15 protein-coding genes are annotated in these 17,577 nt (G+C 72.7%); 3 read left to right on the top strand and 12 right to left on the bottom strand.

The window, feature by feature from the left end; translation table 11 throughout:
* Positions 1–79: 79 nt before the first annotated feature.
* The 4 genes from QCD66_RS07265 to pepN form a co-directional block, all read right to left on the bottom strand.
* On the bottom strand, positions 80–709 hold the full coding sequence (locus QCD66_RS07265; protein ID WP_364208933.1) for a histidine phosphatase family protein: 630 nt from the start codon (positions 707–709) through the stop codon (positions 80–82).
* Positions 706–1,104 carry a ribosome silencing factor gene (rsfS, locus tag QCD66_RS07260; RefSeq protein WP_357543209.1) on the bottom strand — a complete coding sequence of 133 codons (399 nt, stop codon included), beginning with the start codon at positions 1,102–1,104 and terminating at the stop codon, positions 706–708. The genes QCD66_RS07265 and rsfS overlap by 4 nt, the downstream gene beginning before the upstream one ends.
* Before the next feature lie 100 nt (positions 1,105–1,204).
* A complete protein-coding gene (gene nadD / locus QCD66_RS07255) occupies positions 1,205–1,801 on the bottom strand; it encodes a nicotinate-nucleotide adenylyltransferase (RefSeq protein WP_357543211.1) in 597 nt (198 codons plus the stop codon).
* A 129-nt stretch (positions 1,802–1,930) separates the two neighbouring features.
* Positions 1,931–4,447 carry an aminopeptidase N gene (gene pepN / locus QCD66_RS07250; RefSeq protein WP_375735607.1) on the bottom strand — a complete coding sequence of 839 codons (2,517 nt, stop codon included), beginning with the start codon at positions 4,445–4,447 and terminating at the stop codon, positions 1,931–1,933.
* Positions 4,448–4,497: 50 nt separating this feature from the next.
* On the opposite strand from pepN, the gene QCD66_RS07245 reads away from it, so the two are divergent.
* Positions 4,498–4,746: a DUF397 domain-containing protein gene (locus QCD66_RS07245; RefSeq protein WP_364208925.1), complete on the top strand. Its 249-nt coding sequence runs from the start codon at positions 4,498–4,500 to the stop codon at positions 4,744–4,746.
* A 29-nt stretch (positions 4,747–4,775) separates the two neighbouring features.
* Here the strand turns inward: QCD66_RS07245 and QCD66_RS07240 are convergent, their stop codons facing one another.
* From QCD66_RS07240 to QCD66_RS07205, 8 genes are all read right to left on the bottom strand, one after another.
* Positions 4,776–5,225, bottom strand: a complete 450-nt coding sequence (locus QCD66_RS07240; RefSeq protein WP_364208922.1) for a GNAT family N-acetyltransferase — start codon at positions 5,223–5,225, stop codon at positions 4,776–4,778.
* 109 nt (positions 5,226–5,334) lie between these two features.
* Entirely contained in the window at positions 5,335–6,789 is a 1,455-nt protein-coding gene (gene obgE / locus QCD66_RS07235) for a GTPase ObgE (protein ID WP_364208919.1), read from the bottom strand.
* Between the two features lie 74 nt (positions 6,790–6,863).
* On the bottom strand, positions 6,864–7,121 hold the full coding sequence (rpmA, locus tag QCD66_RS07230; protein WP_184536332.1) for a 50S ribosomal protein L27: 258 nt from the start codon (positions 7,119–7,121) through the stop codon (positions 6,864–6,866).
* Positions 7,122–7,129: 8 nt separating this feature from the next.
* Positions 7,130–7,444: a 50S ribosomal protein L21 gene (gene rplU / locus QCD66_RS07225; RefSeq protein WP_212821820.1), complete on the bottom strand. Its 315-nt coding sequence runs from the start codon at positions 7,442–7,444 to the stop codon at positions 7,130–7,132.
* A gap of 164 nt (positions 7,445–7,608) precedes the next feature.
* Positions 7,609–8,157, bottom strand: a complete 549-nt coding sequence (locus tag QCD66_RS07220) for a hypothetical protein (RefSeq protein WP_375735606.1) — start codon at positions 8,155–8,157, stop codon at positions 7,609–7,611.
* Positions 8,158–8,515: 358 nt separating this feature from the next.
* Positions 8,516–11,410, bottom strand: coding sequence for an Rne/Rng family ribonuclease (locus QCD66_RS07215; RefSeq protein WP_407567050.1), 2,895 nt, complete (start codon positions 11,408–11,410; stop codon positions 8,516–8,518).
* Between the two features lie 134 nt (positions 11,411–11,544).
* The gene (locus tag QCD66_RS07210) at positions 11,545–12,282 is read right to left on the bottom strand and encodes a TIGR03936 family radical SAM-associated protein (RefSeq protein ID WP_364208910.1); all 738 of its coding nucleotides are present in this window, start codon (positions 12,280–12,282) and stop codon (positions 11,545–11,547) included.
* 71 nt (positions 12,283–12,353) lie between these two features.
* The gene (locus QCD66_RS07205; RefSeq protein ID WP_364208907.1) at positions 12,354–14,336 is read right to left on the bottom strand and encodes a TIGR03960 family B12-binding radical SAM protein; all 1,983 of its coding nucleotides are present in this window, start codon (positions 14,334–14,336) and stop codon (positions 12,354–12,356) included.
* Between the two features lie 248 nt (positions 14,337–14,584).
* On the opposite strand from QCD66_RS07205, the gene QCD66_RS07200 reads away from it, so the two are divergent.
* Both QCD66_RS07200 and QCD66_RS07195 read left to right on the top strand, forming a co-directional pair.
* Positions 14,585–15,955, top strand: a complete 1,371-nt coding sequence (locus tag QCD66_RS07200) for a hypothetical protein (protein ID WP_407567049.1) — start codon at positions 14,585–14,587, stop codon at positions 15,953–15,955.
* A 125-nt stretch (positions 15,956–16,080) separates the two neighbouring features.
* A complete protein-coding gene (locus QCD66_RS07195) occupies positions 16,081–17,553 on the top strand; it encodes a cryptochrome/photolyase family protein (protein ID WP_375736462.1) in 1,473 nt (490 codons plus the stop codon).
* Positions 17,554–17,577 lie beyond the last annotated feature (24 nt).

Here is a 17,577-nt window from a genome sequence, read left to right as displayed (position 1 = left end):
GCACCGTAGCCGATCCGGGCCGCCGTCGCCGATCGGGTGAACGGCGGCAAGCGGCCCGGAAGGCGTGGTGTGGGCCGGGTCAGATGCCGGCGGGGATGGTGGTCGCGGGGTTGACGCCGACGTTGTGGGCGCGCAACCGCCAGCCCCGGCCGGCTTCGAGGCGCAGCTCGGTCCAGTGGCAGTTCTGGAGCGGGCCGACGGTGTGCAGGATCGAGGTCGGCCAGCCGAGCAGGTGCCCCATGCCCTGGCGGGCGGCGCCGCCGTGGGTGGCGATCACGACCGTGCCGCCCGGGTTGACGTCGGCGGCCGCCTGCAACGCCTCGGCCATCCGTTTGCCCATGTCGTCGAGGCTCTCGACCTCGCAGCCGGGCGACTGGTCACCGGACCGCCAGCGGGCGTACTCGGCCGGGTAGCGCTCGGCGATCTCGGGCGAGGTGAGCCCCTGGAACAGGCCGTAGTGACGCTCCCGCAGCCGGGGGTCGGCGCCGACCGGCAGGCCGGTCAGGGCGGCCAGGGTGTCGGCGGTGTCCCGCGCCCGCTGGAGGTCACTGGCGACGATCGCGTCCGGCCGCATGGCGGCCAGCAGCGGCGCGGCGGCGAGAGCCTGCTCGCGACCCAGGTCGTTGAGGGCGGTGTCGGTCTGGCCCTGCACCCGGTCGACCGCGTTCCAGTCGGTGTTGCCGTGCCGCCACAGCAGCAGCCGGGTCATTCGCCGGCACCCGCCTCGGCGTCGACGAGGTCGCGGTCGACGAACGGGATCGTCGGGCAGTCCTTCCACAGCCGGTCCAGGGCGTAGAACTCCCGCTCCTCGGAGTGCTGCACATGGATCACCACGTCGACGTAGTCGAGCAGCACCCACCGGCCGGACCGTTCACCCTCACGGCGTACGGGCTTGGCCTTTTCGGGGAGGTTCAGCAGGCGCTCCTCGATCGCGTCGACGATGGCGATCACCTGGCGCTCGTTGGGCGCCGAGGCGAGCAGGAACGCGTCGGTGATGACGAGCTGGTCCCCGACGTCGATGATGACGACGTCCTGCGCCTTCTTGTCGGCGGCGGCCTGGGCGGCAGCCAGCGCGAGTTCGCGGGCGCGGTCGGAAACTGTCACCGTTCTCCTTCTGGTCGAGCGTAAGACCCGTCTAGCCTCTCACATGAGACCGGCCGGCAGCCGCTCGGTTACTCGGGACAAACGGGATGAGAAGGGCGAATCACGTCTGGTAAAGGCGTCGTTTTGCGATGTACTGCACAACCCCGTCCGGCACCAGGTACCACACCGGCTTGCCCGCCGCGACCCTCGCCCGGCAGTCGGTCGACGAGATCGCCATCGCCGGCACCCGCACCAGGCTGACCGCGTCGTCGGGCAGGTGGGCGGCGGACAGTTCGAAGCCCGGCCGGGTCACCCCGATGAAGTGCGCCAGCTCGAACATCTGGTCGGTGTCCTTCCAGGAGAGGATCTTCTCCAGGGCGTCGGCACCGGTGATGAAGAAGAGGCGGGTGTCGGGGCCGTACTCGGCCCGCAGGTCGCGCAGCGTGTCGACGGTGTACGTCGGCCCGTCCCGGTCGACGTCGGCACGGCTCACCTGGAAACGCGGGTTCGAGGCGGTGGCGACGACCGTCATCAGGTAGCGGTCCTCGGCCGGGCTGACCGGCACGTCCTCCTTTTGCCACGGCTGCCCGGTCGGCACGAAGACGACCTCGTCGAGCCCGAAGCGGTCGGCGACCTCACTGGCCGCCACGAGGTGTCCGTGATGGATCGGGTCGAACGTGCCACCCATGATCCCGATCCGCCGCGTGCCGTCCGCCACGCCACCGATCGTAGGCCGATCTTCGACCACTCGGCCCAGTGTCGCCCGTCACGGTCCGACCGGCGCGCGGGCGATCGCAGGCCGATCTCCGAACGGTGGTCGCCCGCGGCGCGCGGGCGACCACCGGGGTCAGCGGCCGGTCCGGGCCGCCAGGGCCCGGCGCAGGTCGTCGTCGGCGTCGGTCACCATCCGGCGCAGGCCCGGCTCGATGTCGTCGCGGGCCAGCAGGGCCGCCGCCAGTTCCCGGGTCCGCGGGTCGACCGCGTACGCCGGAAACGCCAACTGCGCGATCTCGTCCGCCACCCACGGCGTACGGACCCGCGCCATCTCCGGCATCTCGGCGAAGTACCGCTCCACGTAGGACCCGGTCAGCTCGACCTGCTCGGGTTGCCAGAACCCCGCCGCCCGGGCCTCGATCAACCGGTTCGACAGTTCGAGGTCACCGACGATCTCCCGCCACGCCCGCTCCTTGGCGGCCGGGTCCGGCCGGGCGGCCGTGCACCTGGCCGCCCACTCGGCCCCCGCCGCGCTGCGGTCACGGGCCGCCTCGGCGTCGATCGCCGCCTGGTCGACCGCGCCGAACACCGCCAGCCGGTGGAGCAGCATCCAGCGCAGGTCGTCGTCGACCTCGATGCCGGCCGGCACCCCGTCGCCGGCCAGCCAGGCCGCCAGCCGGGCCGGGTCGTCGGCCGCCGCGATCAGCCCGTGCGCCGCCGCCAACTGCACCGATCCGCCGGGCGCGGCACCGGCGAGGAGCCGGTCGCACGCCTGCGCGACGAGACCACGCGCGACCGACCGGCCCGCCGGGTCGAGGTAGCGGTCGATGAACCGGCCGGCCACCCACAGCACGTCCTCCACCACGACGGCCTCGGTCTCCACCGGCAGCGCGGCGAGGATCAGGGCGACCAGGTCGCCGACCGGCCGCTCCGCGTCGCGTACCGCCTCGATCATCTCGGTCCACAGCACCGCGCGGGCCAGCGAGTCGTCGAGCAGCGGCAGGATCAGCGGTACGGCCGCGGCCGACGCCGGGTCGAGGCGCACCTTGGCGTAGGTGAGGTCGCCGTGGTTCGGCAACAGCAGGTCGGCGGCCGGCTGGCCACGCAACCCCTCGACGACCGTACGTCCGCCGTCGACGGCCGGGTCGAGGTCGATCTCGAGCCGTTCACGCAGCACGACACCGGTGCCGGAGCGGTCGAAGAGGCCGAGCCCGATCCGGTGTGGACGCAGCACCGGATGGCTCGCCGGAGCGGTCTGCACGACGGCGACCTCGCCGTAGCGGCCGGCACCGTCCACCTCGGCCTCGACGCGCAGCGTGTTGACCTGCGCCTCGCGCAGCCAGGCGGCGGCCCAGCCGGACAGGTCCCGGCCGCCGGCCCGGCGGAGAGCGGCGAGCAGGTCGGCGAGCGTGGCGTTGCCGTACGCGTGCTCGGCGAAGTGGGCGTTGAGCCCGGCCAGGAACGCCTCGTCACCGACCCAGGCGACGAGCTGCCGCAACACCGAGGCGCCCTTGGCGTAGGAGATGCCGTCGAAGTTGAGCAGCGCCTGCGCGGAGTCGGCGACCTCCTCGGGCGCCACCGGGTGGGTCGACGGGCGCTGGTCGGCGGCATACCCCCAGCCCTTTCGGCGCAGGCCGAAGGTGGTCCAGGCGGCGGTGAACCGGGTCGCCTCGGCGGTCACCCGGCTGCCGAGGTATTCGGCGAACGACTCGTTGAGCCACAGGTCGTCCCACCAGCGCATGGTGACCAGGTCGCCGAACCACATGTGGGCCATCTCGTGCGCGATGGTGCAGGCCCGCAGCTCGCGCTGGCTGTCGGTGACCGCCGACCGGAAGACGTAGTCGTCGCGGATCGTGACCAGCCCGGGGTTCTCCATCGCACCGGCGTTGAACTCGGGCACGAACGCCTGGTCGTACTTGCCGAACGGATAGCGCACGTCGAAGAGCTGGTGGAACCGGTCGAGGCACTGCCTGGTGACCGTGAAGATCTCGTCGGCGTCCTTGTCCAGGTGCGCGGCGAGCGACCGTCGACAGTAGATCGCCAGCGGTATGCCGTCGTGCTCGTCGTACCGGGCGTGGTAGGGGCCGGCGATCAGCGACACCAGGTACGTCGCCAGCGGCCGGGTCGTCACGAACCGCCGGCGGCCGTCGGTGACCGTGCCGTCGAGCGCGCCGTTGGCGGCCACGACCCAGCCTTGCGGTGCGGTGACCGACAGGGTGACCGGCGCCTTCAGGTCGGGCTGGTCGAAGCTGGCGAAGATCCGCTGCCCGTCGTCCAGAAATGACATCGCGTAGAGGTAGGTCTCGCCGTCGGCCGGGTCGACGAACCGGTGCAGCCCCTCACCCGTACGGGTGTATGCCATCTCGGCCTCGACGACGAGCACGTTCTCGGCCCGCAGGCCGGAGAGGGGCAGCCGGTTGCCGTCGAGACCGGCCGCGTCCACGGGGGTGTCGTTGAGCCGTACCGAGCGCAGTTCCGCCGGCTTGACCTCGACGAACGTGGCGCTGCCGGGCCGGGCGGCGCGGAACCGGATCGTCGTCGTCGACCGGAAACGGGTGTCCCCCGTGGTCAGGTCGAGATCGATGTCGTAGGACTCGACGGTGAGCAGTTCGGCGCGGTCGGCGGCTTCGGCCCTCGTGAGGCTGGTCATCCCAACATCCTGCCCCACACCGCAACCGGGATACGTATAGCCTGACCCCCGTGACCGATCACGTACAGCAGGAAACCACCGTCACCGAGCATCCGAAGGGCGACTTCGACCTGTCCCGGGCGGTGTGGCAGCGCGCGGAGGGCGACGCCTCGCAGGGCGCCGTCGAGGTCGCCTTCGTCGACGACCTGATCGGCCTGCGCAACTCCGCCGACCCCGACGGTCCGGTGCTGGTGTTCACCCGCTCGGAGTGGGAGGCGTTCGTCGGTGGTGCCCAGGACGGCGAGTTCGACGTCGCCTGAGCCGGAAGGCCGGCCGGCCCCCTGAAAGGTCAGGCCGGCACCGGCAGCCGCTTCTCGAAGCACACGCTGTACGGGTTGTCGACGTACTCGCCGTACACCGGGATCTTCTCGTAGCCGGCGGAGAGGTAGAGCCCGATCGCGACCGGCAGATACACCCCGGTCTCCAGCCGTACGGTCGTGTGCCCGGACTCGTACGCCAGTTCCTCCAGTGCGGTGAGGAGCTGACGGGCAAGGCCCCGCCGGCGGTACGCCGGCCGGACGTACATGCGTTTGATCTCGGCGGTCTGCGCGTCGAGCGCCTGGACGGCACCGCAGGCGACGGTCCGGCCGTCGACGACCCCGGCCAGGTAGCGGGCGTCGTCGTGCGGCATGAACACCTGCCCGTCCAGCCCGCCGTCGGCTTCGCGCAGCTCACGCTGCTGGGTGGTCACCAGGGCGGCGAGTTCGGGGTCGGTGGGCGCGCGACGCTCGATCAACACGGACCAACTGTAGGAGGGTCTGATTTCCGGAAGGTTGCCCGAGTATGGACCTTCCCCGGCCCGCCCGAGACAGATCGGCGTCGGTACCACCCCCGCACCGGCCGGCCGGCTACGACTCCGCGTCGGTGTCCCGCTCCGCCGGCTGCTCCAGCCGGTCCTCGAACCGCTGGCGGCGGGCCTTGCGGGCGGCAAGCCGCTCGGCCGCCGTGGCCCGGCCGGACCGCTCCTCCAGCCGCACGTCGGTGCCCCGCGCACCGGGTACGAATTCGGCGCCTGCGTACTGGGTCGGCTGCCAGTCGAACTCGCGGTCGCCGATCCGGACCAGGCTGCCGGGCTCCGCGCCGGACTTGCCGAGCTGGTCCTCGACGCCGAGCCGGGCCAGCCGGTCGGCGAGGTAGCCGACCGCCTCGTCGTTGTCGAAGTTGGTCTGGCGCACCCAGCGTTCGGGTCGGGGACCACGGACGACGAACGCGCCGTCGGCGGCCTGCTCGATGGTGAACCCGGCGTCGTCGACCGCCGTCGGGCGGATCACGATGCGGGTGGCCTCGGCCGGCACCTCCCGCACCCGGGCCTGGGTGACCAGTTCCGCCATCGCGTACTTCAGTTCGCGCAGCCCCTCGCGGGTCGCCGCGCTGGTCTCGAAGACCCGCAGGCCACGCGCCTCGACGTCGGCCCGGACGATGTCGGCCATGTCGCGCCCGTCGGGTACGTCGATCTTGTTGAGCACGACCAGCCGGGGTCGGTCGGCGAGCCCGCCGTACGCCTCCAGTTCGGCCTCGATCGCGTCGATGTCGGCGAGCGGGTCGCGGCCGGGTTCGATGGTCGCCGCGTCGACCACGTGCACCAGCACCGAGCACCGCTCGATGTGGCGCAGGAACTCCAGGCCCAGCCCCTTGCCGGTGGCCGCCCCCGGGATCAGCCCCGGTACGTCGGCGACGGTGAACGTCTGCTCGCCGGCCTGCACCACACCGAGGTTGGGTACGAGCGTGGTGAACGGGTAGTCGGCGATCTTCGGCTTGGCCGCGGAGATGACCGAGATCAGCGACGACTTGCCGGCCGACGGGAAGCCGACGAGGCCGACGTCGGCGACGCTCTTCAGTTCGAGGACGACGTCGAGCCGGTCACCGGGCTCACCGAGTTCGGCGAAGCCGGGCGCCTTGCGACGGGAGTTGGCCAGCGAGGCGTTGCCCCGGCCCCCGCGCCCACCCTGGGCCACGTGGAAGGTGGTGCCGGCGCCGACGAGGTCGGCCAGCACCTCGCCGTCGGAGGTCTGCACGACGGTGCCGTCGGGCACCTTCAGGACGAGGTCGGTGCCGTTCGCCCCGTCGCGGTTCGCACCCGCGCCGCCTTTGCCGTTCTCGGCCTTGACGTGCGGCCGGAAATGGAAGTCGAGGAGGGTGTGCACCTGCGGATCGACCACCAGCGACACACTGCCGCCGTGGCCGCCGTTGCCGCCGTCCGGGCCGCCGAGCGGCTTGAACTTCTCCCGGTGGATGGAGACACAGCCGTGCCCGCCGTCGCCGGCCTGCAGGTGCAGGACGACCCGGTCAACGAACGTCGCCACGACGTAATCCTCTCAACCTTGGGAAACGCGGAAGCGGGCCGGGACGGTGTCCGCGGCCCGCTTCGACGAAGAAGCTACTGCTGTGCCGGCACGATGCTGACGGTCTTGCGACCCCGCTTGGTGCCGAACTGGACCGCGCCCGCGGCCAGGGCGAACAGCGTGTCGTCGCCGCCGCGGCCGACCAGGTCGCCCGGGTGGAACTTGGTGCCGCGCTGACGGATCAGGATCTCGCCGGCGCTGACCACCTGCCCACCGAAACGCTTGACGCCGAGCCGCTGGGCCGCAGAGTCACGACCGTTACGCGAGCTGGACGCACCCTTTTTGTGAGCCATCTGGACGCCTACTTCCCGCTGGAGATGCCGGTCACCTTGACCTGGGTCAGCGGCTGGCGGTGACCCTGGCGCTTGTGGTAGCCGGTCTTGTTCTTGAACTTGTGGATCCGGATCTTCGGACCCTTGGTGTGCGCGGCGATCTCGCCGGACACCTCGACCTCGGCAAGCTTCGCCGCGTCGGTCACCAGGTCGTCACCGTCGACGAGGAGCACCGCGGACAGCTTCACCGCGTCGCCGGGGGCACCAGCGAGCTTCTCGACCTCGATCACGTCGCCCTCGGCGACCTTGTACTGCTTGCCGCCGGTCTTGACGATCGCGTACATGGGACGCGGACTCCTGTCGTTGGCTGCTGGCGGATGACTGGTGGCTGTTCGGTGGCCACACTCGGAAGTAGGCACGCGACAACCTTGCGCACGCAGGTGCGCCGCAGGTTAGCGTACGCCATGGTCGTCCCGGCTCCCAAACCGGCCCCGCCCGGAGGCCGGGGTCAGTTGCCGCAGAGCGCGTCCAGGCGTTGCTGCAACTCGTCGAGCTTCATACCGTCGACGCTCGTCACGTCGGCCTTCATCGAGTCGACCTCGGTGGCGATCTCCCCCAGCACCGCCTTGAGCCGGGCGTCGGTGGCCCGGCCGGCCTGCTCACGCATTGCCCCGGACCAGCTCTTCAGGGCCGCCTCGGCCTTCGTACGCGCCGCGTCGGCGGCGGCCGTGTCGCCGGAGGCGGTCGCCTGCATCATCGCGCCCAGCTGGGTGATGTAGGTATCGGCCGCGCCGGCCGCGGCCTTGCTGGCCGTCTCGCAGACCTCGCGGGCGTTGCCGCCGGCCGGTGCCACCGACGTGCCGGGTGCGGGAGCGGACCCCGGCTGCGATCCCTCTACCGAGGGCGTGCCGGTCGGGTCGGCGGACGGGGTGGCGGCGGTCGGGGTGGCCGACCCGGTGCCGCCCGGGGACGGGTCCGCGGCGGGTTCGTCACCGGAGCAGCCGGCGCCGAGGAGGAGGGTGGCGGCGAGCGTGGCGGCGGCCAGCAGGCGTCGCATGTGTTGGTCTCCCGGAGGGGGTGGGCGTCGGGACCGGCCCGGGTCGGTCCACCCGCGGCCCCGCCCGACCCTAACCCGAGCCGGGCGTCGCGGCACGCCCGCGCCGCCCGCCGGCTCCGCCGCGGCGACCGCCGGTGGCACCGCCTCCGGCCGGCGGGGAAGGACGCCGGGTGGCGCGGGGGTTTCCACAACCACCCGGCGGCCCCCGCGGGCCGGAGGGATCAACAGTTGACCTTGGTGAGGACAGCGTAGCGCCGCCGGCGCCGGCTCCGGGGGTGAACGGGCAGCTCAGGCCGCCCGTTCACATCCCGTGTGGCACACCGGCCGACAGCCGGCACAGCCGTACCGGCCGCGGGTGCTACGGCCGGGTACGGCGCCGGGTGCCGCCTCGGCGGGCACGGCGCCGCCCGGTCGAGCCCGCCTCGTCGTCGTCCTCGCCCGCCTCGTCGACGGCGTCGGGATCGTCGGCACCGGCCAGCCGGGTCGGCTCCACCGGTGGCGTCTCCACCACGCCGTTGGACGTCTCGGTCTCGTAGCGCGAGAGGTCGTAGCCCATGGTGTCCTCGTACTCCGACACCGGCGGCGGCGCCGGCTCGGCGACCGTGACCTTGCGCCCCCGGCGCCGGGTGGTACCGGAGGTGGTGGCGGCCGGGGCCGGCGCGGTGGTCGTCGCCGGCGCGGCCGGGGCCGCGGCGACCGCCTTGACCCGATCCGCGGCGCCGCCGCCGCTCTTGGGCTTCTCCGGCACCGGCTCGGTGTGGATGATCAGTCCCCGGCCCTTGCAGCAGTCGCAGGTCTCGCTGAACGCCTCCAGCAGCCCCGCACCGATCCGCTTACGGGTCATCTGCACCAGGCCGAGCGAGGTGATCTCGGTGACCTGGTGCTTGGTGCGGTCCCGGCCGAGGCACTCGGTGAGCCGGCGGAGCACCAGCTCACGGTTGGATTCCAGGACCATGTCGATGAAGTCGATGACCACGATGCCGCCGAGGTCGCGCAGCCGGAGCTGGCGCACGATCTCCTCGGCCGCCTCCAGGTTGTTGCGGGTGACCGTCTCCTCCAGGTTGCCGCCCGCACCGGTGTACTTGCCGGTGTTGACGTCGACCACGGTCATCGCCTCGGTGCGGTCGATCACCAGGTGGCCGCCGGAGGGCAGGAACACCTTGCGGTCCAGCCCCTTGAGGATCTGCTCGTCGATGCGCAGCTCGGCGAAGACGTCGGCCACGGCGGTGTGCCGCCGCAGCCGGTTCACCAGGTCCGGCGAGACGTGCGCCAGGTAGGACTCCACCATCTCGTAGGCGTCGTCGCCCTGCACGACCAGCTCGCGGAAGTCCTCGTTGAAGAGGTCCCGGACGACCCGGATGACCAGGTCGGGCTCCTCGGACAGCAGCGCGGGCGCACCACCCTGCGCGGCCTTGGCCTGGATGTCCTCCCACTGCGCCTGGAGCCGCTTCACGTCACGGGCCAGCTCGTCCTCGGTGGCGCCCTCGGCCGCGGTGCGGACGATGACGCCCGCGCCCTCCGGGATCAGCTTCTTGAGGATGTCGCGCAGCCGCTTGCGCTCGTTGTCGGGCAGCTTTCGGCTGATCCCCGAGGCGTTGCCCCCGGGTACGTAGACCAGGTGCCGGCCGGAGAGCGCGATGTGGCTGGTCAGCCGGGCGCCCTTGTGGCCGATCGGGTCCTTGGTGACCTGTACGAGCACCGAGTCGCCGGAGCGCAGGGCCTGCTCGATCGACCGGGCCCGGCCCTCCAGACCGGTGCTGTCCCAGTTGACCTCGCCGGCGTAGAGCACGGCGTTGCGGCCCCGGCCGACGTCGACGAACGCCGCCTCCATGCTGGGCAGGACGTTCTGCACCTTGCCGAGGTAGACGTTGCCGGCCATCGTGCCGGCCGACGCCCGGGTGACGTAGTGCTCGACCAGGACGCCGTCCTCGAGGACGGCGATCTGGGTGCGGTCGCCGCGCTGCCGTACGACCATCACGCGGTCGACCGCCTCGCGGCGGGCCAGGAACTCCGACTCGCTCAGGATCGGCGGACGGGTACGCCGCTGCTCGCGTCCGTCCCGGCGGCGCTGCCGCTTGGCCTCCAGCCGGGTGGAGCCGGAGACGCCCTGCACCTCGTCGGTGGTCCGGCGCGGCTCGCGGATGCGTACGACGGTGTGTACGCCGTCGTCGGCGCCCGACTCGGCGTCTCCGGCGCCCTTGCGACGGCGCCGACGGCGGCGGCGGGTCAGCCCCTCGCCCTCGTCGCCCTCGTCGGTCTCCTCGTCCTCGTCGGCCTGCGCCTCGGCGGCCTCTTCCTCGTCCTCGTCGCCCTCGTCGGCGCCGCCCTTGCCCCGGCCGCGACCGCGCCGGCCGCGCCGGCGCCGGCGGCGGACCGCGCCGGTCTCGTCGGTGTCCTCGTCTTCCTCGTCGGCCTCGTCCTCGGCGGCGGCCTCCTCCTCGTCCTCGGCGGCGGCCTCCTCCTCCTCGGTCACCGCCTCGGTGACCTCGGCGGTACGGCGTCCGCGCCGCCGGCGGCGGGTCGGCTCGGCGACCTCGGTGGCCGCCTCCTCCTCGGCGTCGGGTGCGGCGGCGGGCTCGACGGGCGAGGGGGCCTCCTCGACCGGCTCGGCCGCGGCCCGGCGGCGCCGCGGCTTCGGCTGCTCCTCCGGTTCGGGGGCCATGAACAGCACGGTCGGTGCCGACAGGGTGGCCCGACGGCGGCGGGTCCGGGGGGCCTCCTCGACCGGCTCGGCGGCCTCGGCCGGCGGGGTCGCGTCGGGCGCGGATGAGGTCGCGTCGGGCGCGGGTGGGACGACCGGCTCACCGACGGCGCCGACCGGGGCCGGGTCCGTGCTGACCGAACCGGCGGCGGGAGCTTCGGCGGCCGCCGGCGGAGCTTCGGCGGCGGCCGGTACGGCCTTCTTGCGGCGGGTCCGGGTCGCCTTCACCGGTACGGCGGCAGCCTCGGCGGCGCCCGAATCGCTAACATTCGGAGTGTTCGTGGCTTCTTGCGAAGACACACCCGTATCGTCGGGTTGTTCCGCTACGGCCGCTTTGCGGCGGCGGCGTACCGCCTTGACCGGCGGCTGTTCCGCCGGCAGGTCGGCGGCCGGGGCCGGTTCGGCGCCGGACGGCTGCTCCGCGGCGGCTTCGGTGGCGGCGGCGGTCCGCCGACGGGTCGTACGGGTACGGCGGACGGGTGTGGTTTCAGCGGTTTCCGCGACCGGCTGTGATCCGGTCCGTTCGCCGCCCTCGGGCTCGTTGTCGAGCATGGACGTTCTCCAGTTCTGGCTGCCCCGGGCGCGGGTGAGCGCTGCCACGCAGGGTTGCCGCAAAGGTGTTTCCGGCGGCCGTGAGGTGCACCTGGCCGCCGAAGTCTGGCTACTGACCGCCGACCGGAATCCGGCTAGCGTTCACCGATGAGCGCTCCGACGCGGTCCGCCTCCAACGGATCCGCGACGTCCCCCTGCGCGGTCAGCGTGCCCTGCGCCAGCCGGGTCGCCCGTGGCGATACCGGCGGCTCCAGGTCGGCCACCACGCGGAGGCCAGCTAGAACGTCATCGGGTCGCACGGAGGGGGTCACCTGCCGTACGACTAGGTCGAGTATCGCACACGGTACGGCTGTGACCTCGGAAGGTGCCTCGCGCACCTCGATCACTTCCAGCCGGTGGACCGCGCCACGGGCGTCGAAGGTACGTCTGCCCTGCTTCGTCATGCGCTCGACCAGCACCTCGGACGCGGACGTGAAAGCGGTCACCGCGGCGCGGGCAACCGCATCGCCGACCTCGGGCAACTCGATCCGCCAGTGCGACGCGTCGATCCTGTCGGCGAGACTGCCACCGCTCGCCACGACGGCGTCGAGGACGTCCAGGCCCGGCGACAACGCCGCGTCGAGCGCCAGCCGCAGCTCAACCGGATCGACCGTCTCCCGCAGCCCGATCTCCAGGTATTCGGCCTCGCTGGCCACCCCGGTCGGCGCCGCGCTGGCGTAGGAGATCTTCGGGTGGGGGGTGAACCCCTGCGAGAACGCGATCGGTACGCCGGCGCGGCGCAGCGCCCGTTCGAAGGCGCGGGCGAAGTCGCGGTGCGAGGTGAACCGGAGCGGCCCGCGCTTGGCGTAGCGGATCCGGATCCGCTGGACCACCGGCGCCTGGCCGCCTTCCGGCTGTGGTTTCCTACTGATCTTCCTGCTCCTTGAGAAGGTGGGGCCGAGACTCAGCCCGCGGTCGGCACCTTCAGGCCCGGGTTGACCGGCGTGATCGGCAGCAGCTTGCGCCCGGTCGGGCCGATCTGGATCTCGGTGTCCATCGACGGGCAGACCCCGCAGTCGAAGCACGGCGTCCAACGGCAGTCGTCCTGCTCGTAGCCGGACATGGCGTCCTGCCAGTCCTGCCAGAGCCAGTCCTTGTCGAGCCCGGAGTCGAGGTGGTCCCAGGGCAGGACCTCCAGTTCCTCGCGCTCGCGGGTGGTGAACCAGTCGAGGTCGACCCCGAACTCCGGCAGCACCTTGGCGGCGGCGTCGACCCAGCGCTGGTAGGAGAAGTGCTCGCTCCAGCCGTCGAAGCGCCCGCCGTCCTCCCAGACCCGGCGGATCACCGCGCCGACCCGGCGGTCGCCGCGCGACAGCAGGCCCTCGATCAGCGACGGCTCGCCGTCGTGGTAGCGGAAGCCGATCGCGCGGCCCAGCGAACGGTCGCTGTTGATCGCCTGCTTGAGCAGCTTGAGCCGGTTGTCGATGACCTCCGGGGTCTGCATCGACGCCCACTGGAACGGGGTGTGCGGCTTGGGCACGAACCCGCCGATGGAGACCGTGCAGCGGATGTCCTTCGAGCCGGTCGCCGCCCGGCCGGCCTTGATCACCTCGTGGGCGAGCCGGGCGATCTGGAGCACGTCCTCGTCGGTCTCGCTGGGCAACCCGCACATGAAGTAGAGCTTCACCTGCCGCCAGCCGTTGCTGTAGGCGGTGACGACGGTGCGGATCAGGTCCTCCTCCGACACCATCTTGTTGATCACCTTGCGGATCCGCTCCGACCCGCCCTCGGGGGCGAAGGTCAGGCCGGTCCGCCGGCCGTTGCGGGACAGTTCCTGGGCCAGGTCGATATTGAACGCGTCGACCCGGGTCGAGGGCAGCGACAGCGAGACGTTGGTGCCCTCGTACTGCTCGGCCAGCCCGGAACAGATGTCGCCGATCTCGGAATGGTCGGCCGACGACAACGAGAGCAGGCCGACCTCGGAGAAGCCGGAGTATTCCAGCCCGTCGTGGACCATCTGGGCGACCGTGGTGATCGACCGCTCGCGTACCGGCCGGGTGATCATGCCGGCCTGGCAGAACCGGCAGCCCCGGGTGCAGCCCCGGAAGATCTCGACCGCGTAGCGCTCGTGGACCGTCTCGGCCAGCGGCACGATCGGCTTCTTCGGGTACGGCCACGCGTCGAGATCCATCGTGGTCCGCTTGTGCACCCGGAACGGCACGTCCGCCCGGTTGGGCACCACCCGCCGGATACGCCCGTCGGGCAGGTAGTCGACGTCGTAGAACCGGGGCACGTAGACGCTCTCGGTGCGGGCCAGCCGCAGCAGCAGCTCGTCGCGGCCGCCCGGCGACCCCTCGGCCTTCCACTCCCGCACGATCGCGGTGATCTCGAGTACGGCCTCCTCGCCGTCACCGAGCACGGCCGCGTCGATGAAGTCGGCGATCGGCTCGGGGTTGAACGCGGCGTGCCCACCGGCCAGCACCACCGGGTCGTCGTCGCCCCGGTCGGCGGCGAGCAGCGGGATGCCGGCGAGGTCGATCGCGGTGAGCAGGTTGGTGTAGCCCAGCTCGGTCGAGAACGAGACCCCGAACAGGTCGAAGGCCCGCACCGACCGGTGCGCCTCCAGGGTGAACTGCGGGACCTCGTGCTCCCGCATCAGCCGCTCCAGGTCCGGCCAGACCGCGTACGTCCGCTCGGCCAGCACGTCGGGCAGCTCGTTGAGCACCTCGTAGAGGATCTGGACGCCCTGGTTCGGCTGCCCCACCTCGTACGCGTCGGGATACATCAGCGCCCAGCGGACGGCGGTGTCCTCCCACTGCTTGACCACCGCGCCCAGCTCGCCGCCGACGTACTGGATCGGCTTGCCGATCTGGGGCAGCAGCGGTTCGAGCCGCGACCAGACGGAGTGGGTCGCGGGCCTGCTCGTGGTGGCCGACGCGGCGCTCATGAAACCTCCCGACGTCCCTGGACAGGGACCAACCACAAAGGGTACGCGGTCCACCCGGCCGGCCGCCCGACGCCGCCCACCTCCGGCCCGACCAGGGGCGGGCCGGCCGCCGAGCGGACCCGGTCGGGTGCATCGAAGGGGCGGTGGAGGATCGGTACTAACCTCGGACTGGCGTGAGAGGAGAACGACGCGATGCCGCAGCCGGACGGGGATCGACCGGCGGACCAGCCAGAGGCACCCGAGCCGCTGTGGCCCGCCCGCCCGGAACCGACACCGCCCGCAGCGACACCGCCCGCAGCGGCACCGTCGAGCCCGGCGGACGCCTCCCCGCCACCGGTCCCGTCGCCGCCGGCTTCCCCCGCGCCGCCGGTTCCGTCCGCGCCGCCGGCCGCCGCGCCACCGGCTTCCCCGCCCCGCCGGTCTGCGCGCCGCCGGTCTCCGCGCCGCCGATCTCCGCGCCACCGGCCGCCGGGCCACCGGTCCCCGCCGGGCCACCGGTTCCGTCCGGCCCGCCGGTCCAGTCCGTACCACCGGCGCCGCCGGCCGCGGACGACATCGACACCGCCGACACCGCCGCCCTGCCGCCACCCGGCGGGCCGGGCGCGGCGACCGGCCCCGACGAGCCGCCGACCGCGGCGATCTGGACCGGCTCGGCGGCCGTACCGCCGGCGACCCCGAAGCGGCGCCGCTGGAACCTCGACCTGCCCGCCGGCCGGTCCCCGCGGCCGGAGCCGCCGCGTGACCCGACCCTCGAACTGCCGATCGTCGAGCGCGAGGCGTTGCAGCACGGTGCCCCGGTCGACCCGTGGGCGGACAGCGACCCGTGGGCCGGACATTCGCCGGCCAACCCGCCGACCCGACCGTTCCCGGCGGTCGCCGAGCCGCCGCCCGCTGCCCCCCGCCCACAGCCGCCACCGCCACCGGCCGACCGGCCCACCCCCCCGCCGAAGCCGCCCCGGAGCGGCCGGCGGGACCGACGCGCCCAGCCCCCGTACGGCCCGCCGCAGGTCGTGCCGCCGGGCTGGCGTCCGCCGCCGGGATACGTCGCGGTGCCGGTCCGGCGCCGCCGGCGCTGGCCGCTGGTGATGGTGTTCCTGACCCTGTTCACGATCGCCTGCTGCTGCGGCTGCCCGGCTTACTTCGGCAAGCCGATGTGGGAGCAGTACCCGGCCGCCGCGGCCCTGCCCGCCGAACTGGCCGGCATGACCCTGCGCGACGACCCGGACAGCGTCGAGGCCGCCCGGCAACTCGAGCAGGATCTCGGCATCGCCGCCCTGATCACCGGCGACACCTTCGCCGGCATCTACTCGGCCCCCAACGGCAAGCGGGTCACGCTGTTCGGCAGCACCGGCTACCGGTTCAGCCCGGAGAGCGACCTCGGCGAGGAGATCACCCGGCTGACCGCCGAATACCGGCTCACCGGGGTCGAGCCGATCGAGACCGGGATCCGGGGCACCTACCAGCGCTGCGGCACCGGCCGGCAGGGTGAGACCGCGATCGTGCTGTGCGCCTGGGCCGACCACGGCAGCCTCGGCGCCGGCCTGTTCACCCGGCTGTCGGTCGACGACAGTGCCCGGTTGCTCGGCGAGATGCGTACGGTCGTGATCACCCGGGGCTGACCGGCCGCCTCACCGGAACGACCGCCTCCGGCACCGGACCATCCGGTCACGGATGGCCGTTCGGTCGGATCATCGGATACGTCGGTAAGCGTGCCCGCAACGGCGTACCGGGGCAGAATCGGGACATGGTGCGGCGTTGGATCTTCGCGGATCAGCTCGGGCCGCACTTTCTCGACGATCCGGAGCAGCCGGTGCTGCTCGTGGAGTCCAGGGCGGTGTTCCGGCGTCGTGCCTTCCACCGGCAGAAGGCCCACCTGGTCCTGTCCGCGCTGCGGCACCGGGCCGCGGAACTCGGCGACCGGGCCGTCCACCTGCGCACCGAGACCTACCGGGACGCGCTGCGGCAGGTCGACGAGCCGCTGGAGGTCTGCCATCCCACCTCGCGCCGGGCGAGGGAGTTCGTGCGCGGCCTGGACCGGGTGACGATGCTGCCGCCACGCGGCTTCGTGACCGCGCCGGCCGACTTCGTGGCCTGGGCCGACGAGCGGCGCGGGGCGCTGCGGCTGGAGGACTTCTACCGCCACGCCCGGCGCCTGCACGACGTGTTGATGGACGGCGAGGTCCCGGTGAGCGGGCGGTGGAACCTCGACGCCGACAACCGCCAGCCGCCGCCGAAGGGGGCGACCCGGATCGACGTACCGGCCCCGCCGGAGATCGTCGAGGACGACATCGACGCGGGCGTACGCGAGGACCTGGACCGCTGGGCGGCCGACGGGATCGAGTTCGTCGGCCGGGACGGGCCGCGCCGTTTCCCGGCGACCCGGGCCGAGGCGCTGGCCCGGCTACGGCACTTCGTCGACCACCGGCTGACGCTGTTCGGGCCGTACGAGGACGCGATGCTGTCGACCGACCCGGCGATGGCGCACAGCATGCTCTCGGCGGCGTTCAACCTCGGCCTGCTCGACCCGATGGAGGCCGTACGCCGCGCCGAGCGGGCCCACCGCGCCGACGGGGTGCCGCTGTCCAGCGTGGAGGGTTTCGTCCGGCAGCTCATCGGCTGGCGCGACTTCGTCTGGCACCTCTACTGGTATTTCGACGCCGGTTACCGGGCCAGCAACCGGCTGGCGGCCAACCGCTCGATCCCGGCCTGGTTCGCCGACCTCGACGCCGACGCCGTACGGGCCCGCTGCCTGTCCGACGTGCTCGCCGACGTACGCGACCGGGGCTGGGTGCACCACATCCCGCGCCTGATGGTGCTCGGCAACTACGGGCTGCAACGCGGCTGGCGGCCGGGCGAACTCGTCGACTGGTTCCACCGCAGCTTCGTCGACGGCTACGAGTGGGTGATGACCGCCAACGTCGTCGGCATGAGCCAGTACGCCGACCTGGGCCGGATGAGCACCAAGCCGTACGCGGCCGGCGGGTCGTACGTGAACCGGATGAGCGACTACTGCGGCGGCTGCCGCTACGACCCGCGGCACCGGCTCGGCGCGGACGCCTGCCCCTTCACGGCCGGCTACTGGGCCTTTCTCGACCGGTCCCGTGACCGCCTCGGCGGCAACGTACGGATGACCCGTTCGCTGCGCCAGCTCGAACAGGTCGACGACCTGCCCGCCGTGCTGGCCCAGGAACGCGACCGCGGCTCCCGCGCCCCGTGACCTCGCGATCTTGCACTTGTCTCC

Source organism: Polymorphospora sp. A560 (assembly GCF_045781765.1).
Lineage (GTDB): Bacteria > Actinomycetota > Actinomycetes > Mycobacteriales > Micromonosporaceae > Polymorphospora > Polymorphospora lycopeni.
This window is presented reverse-complemented; position numbering and strand designations above follow the sequence as displayed.

Coding starts and splice junctions, on each gene's coding strand:
- QCD66_RS07220 (WP_375735606.1), bottom strand. CDS start 8,157: ATGCGACGCCTGCTGGCCGCCGCCACGCTCGCCGCCACCCTCCTCCTC.
- QCD66_RS07265 (WP_364208933.1), bottom strand. CDS start 709: ATGACCCGGCTGCTGCTGTGGCGGCACGGCAACACCGACTGGAACGCG.
- QCD66_RS07205 (WP_364208907.1), bottom strand. CDS start 14,336: ATGAGCGCCGCGTCGGCCACCACGAGCAGGCCCGCGACCCACTCCGTC.
- QCD66_RS07215 (WP_407567050.1), bottom strand. CDS start 11,410: ATGCTCGACAACGAGCCCGAGGGCGGCGAACGGACCGGATCACAGCCG.
- pepN (WP_375735607.1), bottom strand. CDS start 4,447: ATGACCAGCCTCACGAGGGCCGAAGCCGCCGACCGCGCCGAACTGCTC.
- rpmA (WP_184536332.1), bottom strand. CDS start 7,121: ATGGCTCACAAAAAGGGTGCGTCCAGCTCGCGTAACGGTCGTGACTCT.
- QCD66_RS07195 (WP_375736462.1), top strand. CDS start 16,081: ATGGTGCGGCGTTGGATCTTCGCGGATCAGCTCGGGCCGCACTTTCTC.
- rplU (WP_212821820.1), bottom strand. CDS start 7,444: ATGTACGCGATCGTCAAGACCGGCGGCAAGCAGTACAAGGTCGCCGAG.